The following is a 5,947-nucleotide window of genomic DNA, read 5'->3' as shown; positions in this document are numbered from 1 at the left end:
TAATTACTGATAATTCTTGGTATATAGAAAATAGAATTGGTGCAAGTTATAGTTATCAAATTGATGAAAGATTTAGATTTAATTTAGGATTTTTATATACTTTTGCCGGGACCAATGCTCAAGAGTTGTTAAGAATTAATTTGTCTGCAAATTTTGAATTTTAGTAGCCCGGCAGTATTGACCGGGCTACTAAACTGGTAAATTATTTTAGCTTTAATTCGATAATATCTTTTTTAGCTTCAACATCTTTTTTAGGAAATTTGATTTCAAGTTTACCGTTTTTTTCATTATAAGAAGTTTCTATTTTTGATGAATCCGAATATTCAACAAATTCAGGAAGTTTTATTGTACGAATAAATGTTCTTGCGCTTGAGCTCCAGCTTTTATAAATATATTTTTTATCTTTGTCTTCTTTATTTTCTTTTTCTTCTTTTTTAGATTCAGCTTTGATATGTAAAAAACCATTTTTATCTATTTGTATGCTAAAATCTGATTTTGTGTATCCCGGAATGTAAAATTCAAGACCCCAAATTTCGCCGTTTTTGCTTTCAAAAATACTTGCATTTCCCATATAAACCTGATTTTCATCGCTATTAATTTGCCCAAATGCCCGGTCTATATTTTTTCTTGTTTGTTCTAAGTTCTCTTGGATATCTTCAAATCCATCCCAAAAGCTGTTTCTTGCAGCCATGTTACTTGATAAAATACAGCTTAATAACATAATAACTGCAATATTTGTCTGTTTATTCATAATAATTCCTCCCATAAAAAAATAAAAAAAATTTATACCCAGAAAAATTATAGAAAAGTGAAATGAATTTTTCAAGTAGAGCATTTTTAAAAGTTATATATTTTTGGTAATATTTAAATACAGGTTTAAACGACAAATAAATTTATTGGGGGCTTTTTGGCTTTTATTTATGAATAACGAAAAAATATTAATTTTTGGTGCAAAAGAGCACAACTTAAAATCTATAAATGTTTCTATTCCCAAGAATAAGTTTGTTGTTATCACCGGACCTTCCGGATCGGGTAAAAGTTCGCTTGCGCTTGATACCATTTATGCAGAAGGTAAAAGACGATATGTTGAATCACTTTCTTCTTATGCCAGACAATTTTTGGGTGTGTCCAAACGACCGGATGTTGAAAGTATTGAAGGCCTTTGTCCGGCTATTGCCATAGATCAAAAAACCGTTGGATACAATCCAAGATCTACCGTTGGTACAATTACTGAAATTTATGATTATTTTAGAGTTTTATTTGCTCGAATCGGTCAGCCACATTGTTCCGAGTGTGGAAAGGCTATAAAAGCAGAGTCCCCTGAAAAAATTACAAAACTTTTATTAACAAAATTTTTAAATCAAAATATTACAATTGCGGCTCCGGTTGCCGTAGAAAAAAAGGGTGAATTTACTAAAGATTTAAAAAAATATTTTGATCTTGGTTTTTATCGTTTTTTAATTGATGGTAAAATTTACAGATTTAGAAATTTAATTGAAATAGATAATATTAAATTACATAAACAATATCAGCACAGTATTAGTATTTTGGTTGACAATTTATCGGTAGTGGATCAAGAGGCTCAGCGATTACAAGAAGCGATAGAAAAAGCGTTTAATATAAATAATGGTTTATGTTCGGTTATAACCCAAGATAATAAAATTGAACATTATTCTTCGATGAGAATTTGTATTGATTGCGTTAAATCATTTCCGGAACTTGAACCAAGATTATTTTCATTTAATTCTCCAATTGGTGCATGTAAAAATTGTCATGGACTTGGTTTTATTCAAGAATGGCCATGGCAAGAGGGTGATGATGAGCACTGGAAAACCAAATATCCTGATTATTTTGGAAAGTATGCTAAAGAATTAAAGTGTACTTTTTGTAATGGTAAAAGATTGAACGATGAGGCGCTTTCCGTATTTATTGATAATAAAAATATTTACGATTTAACACTCTTATCCATAAAAGACGGGTTAGATTTTTTTAGTAAATTAAATTTACATGAAGATCAAGCTGAAATAGCTGCACCATTGTTAAAAGAAATTATATCAAGATTAAAATTTTTAAACGATGTTGGACTATCATATTTAACATTGGGTAGAACTGCCAGAACTTTATCGGGAGGTGAGGGACAACGAATTCGCCTTGCTACACAAATAGGTTCAAGTTTGAGCGGTGTGATTTATATTTTGGATGAACCAAGTATTGGGCTACATCAAAGAGATAATGACAAATTAATCGAAACTCTAAAAAAATTAAGAGATCAGGGTAATACGGTTTTAGTTGTCGAGCATGATATGGACACAATACAATCTGCCGACTATTTAATTGATATGGGGCCTCAAGCGGGTATTTTAGGAGGTTTCGTGACGGCATTTGGTACGCCAAAAGAAGTTTCGATAAATAAAAATTCACTTACCGGCGCATATATTTCAGGAATTAGAAAAATTAATGTACCTAAAAATAGAAGAGAGCCCAAAGATTTTTTAAAACTAAAAAATGTTACGGCCAATAATTTAAAAAATATTAACGTAGATATTCCGCTTCGTGTTTTTGCTGCAGTTTCAGGCGTTTCCGGATCCGGAAAAAGTAGTCTTGTAATACATTCTTTAGCATCAGCACTTAGAAATTTTTTCACAAATGGTTGGGCTGTAAATCCATATATTGAAGAATTAACAGGAGTGGAAAATTTATCGAATATGGTAATGGTGGATCAAAGTCCAATTGGAAGAACTCCACGATCAAATCCTGCAACATATTTGGGAATTTTTGATGAGATTAGAGATATTTTTGCAAATTTACCGGAAAGTAATGCCAGGGGTTATAAAGTCGGCAGATTTAGCTTTAATGTTAAAGAAGGCCGTTGTTTTGAATGTGACGGAGATGGAATATTAAAAATTCCCATGCATTTTTTAGAAGATGTTGTCGTTATATGTAAAAGCTGTAAGGGACAACGATATAATCAGCAAACATTGGAAATAAAATTTAAAAATAAAAATATTGCCCAAATTCTTGATATGTCCGTTCTTGAAGCGTTGGAATTTTTTAAAACTTTTCCAAGAATCTACAAACGCTTGGATTTATTGCAGCAAGTTGGTCTTGATTATATAAAATTGGGACAATCTTCAACAACACTTTCCGGCGGAGAGGCACAGCGAATAAAACTTGTGAATGAACTTTCAAAAAGAGGCACAAATACTCTTTATATCTTGGATGAACCTACAACCGGTTTGCATAGCTGTGATGTTGAAAAACTTCTTTTGGTTTTAAATAAACTTGTAGATCGTGGAAATACGGTTCTTGTTATTGAACATAATCTTGATGTTTTAAAATCTGTCGATTATTTGATAGATATTGGACCTGAAGGCGGTGCTGATGGTGGCAAAGTTGTTGCATTTGGAACCCCTGAAGAGGTTGTTGAATCGCAAAATGGTTATACGGCCAAATATCTTAAAGATTATTTGTAAAAAACGTGAAATTTATTGATTTTCCAATGTTTTTATTATAAAAACTCTGTTTTTTGTGAAAAACACATAAAAGTTTAGTATTATGGTTTATGTATTTGCAAATAGTAATATTTAATATAAAATTATAGATTATTTGGGGAATTTAATTTGAACATTTGGAGTTTAATATGAATAATTTTTTAAATAAAATATTAAAAATTTTTATATTTTCAATATTTTTAAGTTCAAATATATTGGCTATTGGAAGCGATTATTCTGAGACAGAAATATCTCCAGACGAATCTTCTTCTGATAATAAACAAGATTATATTTTTCCTGATCAAATTACGCAAGATATACAAACATGGTACGGTCCTGCTATGACTGCACCAAGTTATGAAGAGATTGAAAAAAGAAATAAATCAGAACAATATGATGAAGATGATTCAGGTACAAAGCAAGATTATAAAAAACAAGTTGCGCTTTTTGAACAACGTAATCAACTACTTATAGATATAAAATTGTTGGAGCCGGTAGCAAAAATTTATTATCTTGATCGACGTTTATCGTATCAAATACGACAGGATAATTTTGAACAAATAGATATAAATGATCTTGGGTTAAATATTCTTGAAATTAATGATCTCTTACAGGATTTTACAAATTTATTTGTTTTAGATGAGCTCGTAGATTTTTCTTATAATAATAAATATTATCCGGATAGAGATGAAGAGCGTATTAATCCTATTTTAAAGTTAGTAGATATATTTATATATTTTATTAATTATTATCATGATTTTGATAGAGAATTATATATTGAAATTACAAAAGATTTTTTAAATAATTTAAAAGAATCTTATAACAGTTATTTAGAATATAACAATATTGATATTAGTCGTGATTATACTATGCTTTCGCAAATACCTGAATATATTCAAAATCTTGAACAAAATATTTTAAATTTGCAAAAAGATAATGATGTTTTAGTTGGTGAGCATGATGCTTTAATTTTGCAAATTATAGAATCTCTAAAAAAAAATTCTTATAATAATGCGTTTGATTATATGAAAAAATACAATAATACATATGGATATTTGCAAGGTTTTTCAGATCAAAATTTTGAATCTTTAATCTTGGATTTAATCAGAAATAATAAAATACAGAAACTTATAGATTGTATTTTTAATCAAATAATGCTTTCGGATGAAAACCAGAAAATTTTTAAATTGGATTTAGTTGATTTTTTACTAAAAATAGAAGAGACATTGGTTTATGAATATTCAAATTCTAATGATAAAGAAATAAAAAGACAGCTATATTCAAATATAAATAGTATTTTTGTGGCATTTTTAGATTACGACAAAGAAAATATTAATGAATTAAGAGAATTTATTGATGGTAATGTCTTTGATTTTGGTTCGGATGAAGGTTTTATGCCCTCAATATTGGAGCTTTTTTCTAACAATTACCTAGATGTTTTAATTGATAAATATAAGCTTTTAGTTCAAAAGTATATCGGATTGGTGGGTATATTGGATTTAACATCTTTTGACTGTTTAGGTCGGATTAGTAACATTGAAAATTTTGAATTTCAATTTGATGCTATTTTTAATTCCATATTTATACATGACTATGAAGTTGAAAAATCAAGAGATATATACTTAAAAATAGTAAGATTATATAAGGTTTCTTTTAAGCAAAAAGATTCTTTAGTAAATAAGGTTAATGATTTTGTAAAAGATTATAATTTCTTTCTTGATTTAAAAATTAATACGTCAAATAGTTATGAAAGAATCGATTCTTTAACATCAGAACGTTTTTTAATTGAATTACAAAAAGATTTAGATATTTTAATATTTAAATCAGTTTTAACTTTTTTTGAATATTTTATTCGTTATTATGAAAATAATAGTGAACGAAATTTGTTAGATAAAGATTTTGTTGAGTTTAAAAATACAGTAAGAAAAGATTTTGCTAAATTTAAAAATTTTAAATTTTAAATTCAAATGTACTTTGTAAATCGTCAATTCTACTAAATGCTACCTTTGGCCCAAAATGATCTTTTATGCTGTCAAAAATATCAATTAAAAGTAACTTACTTATAAAATTTTTCCATATTGTGTTAATGTCTTTATTTAGGATAACAGATAAATTTTCTGAATCTTTTTTTAGGTTAGGAAGTGTTGTGTCTTTCCAATCGCGTTTTATCCAATCACTACTAATTGTTTCTATATAAGATTCTTTTTGTGACTTAATTGTTTCAAAAATCGATTTTAAATCATTTTCGGATTCTGATATATTTTTCATACATATTTTAAAAAATTCTATTTGTATGGAAACAGATTGCTCACTTTGTTCTGTAATTCTGTCTGGTTCTTCATTCTTAAGATCTGTTATTTTTTGATTTGTCATATTTAAATATTCTTCAACGAATTTATCCAGTTTTTTATAAAGATTCTCAATTTGTTTTGTTATTGTAATTATTTTATTTTGAT

4 protein-coding genes are annotated in these 5,947 nt (G+C 28.0%); 2 read left to right on the top strand and 2 right to left on the bottom strand.

Features of this window, described 5'->3' with window-relative positions:
* Positions 1-202: 202 nt before the first annotated feature.
* Positions 203-751 (bottom strand): Hsp20/alpha crystallin family protein, encoded by a 549-nt coding sequence (locus KKE07_00705; GenBank protein ID MBU4269382.1) that lies wholly within the window; start codon positions 749-751, stop codon positions 203-205.
* A 169-nt stretch (positions 752-920) separates the two neighbouring features.
* Between KKE07_00705 and uvrA the strand changes: the two genes are divergently transcribed.
* Positions 921-3,473: an excinuclease ABC subunit UvrA gene (gene uvrA / locus KKE07_00700; protein ID MBU4269381.1), complete on the top strand. Its 2,553-nt coding sequence runs from the start codon at positions 921-923 to the stop codon at positions 3,471-3,473.
* A 167-nt stretch (positions 3,474-3,640) separates the two neighbouring features.
* Positions 3,641-5,452: a hypothetical protein gene (locus tag KKE07_00695; GenBank protein MBU4269380.1), complete on the top strand. Its 1,812-nt coding sequence runs from the start codon at positions 3,641-3,643 to the stop codon at positions 5,450-5,452.
* On the opposite strand, the gene KKE07_00690 is transcribed toward KKE07_00695, so the two are convergent.
* A partial coding sequence (locus KKE07_00690; protein ID MBU4269379.1) for a hypothetical protein occupies positions 5,442-5,947 on the bottom strand: 506 nt, incomplete at its 5' end. The two genes, KKE07_00695 and KKE07_00690, sit on opposite strands and share 11 nt — an antisense overlap.

The sequence above is a fragment of the Candidatus Dependentiae bacterium genome (assembly GCA_018897535.1).
Classification (GTDB): Bacteria; Babelota; Babeliae; order Babelales; family UASB340; genus UASB340.
This window is presented reverse-complemented; position numbering and strand designations above follow the sequence as displayed.

What these genes read in the sequence shown, in the direction of transcription:
- KKE07_00705 (MBU4269382.1), bottom strand. Translation starts at nt 751, where the DNA reads ATGAATAAACAGACAAATATTGCAGTTATTATGTTATTAAGCTGTATT.
- KKE07_00695 (MBU4269380.1), top strand. Translation starts at nt 3,641, where the DNA reads ATGAATAATTTTTTAAATAAAATATTAAAAATTTTTATATTTTCAATA.
- uvrA (MBU4269381.1), top strand. Translation starts at nt 921, where the DNA reads ATGAATAACGAAAAAATATTAATTTTTGGTGCAAAAGAGCACAACTTA.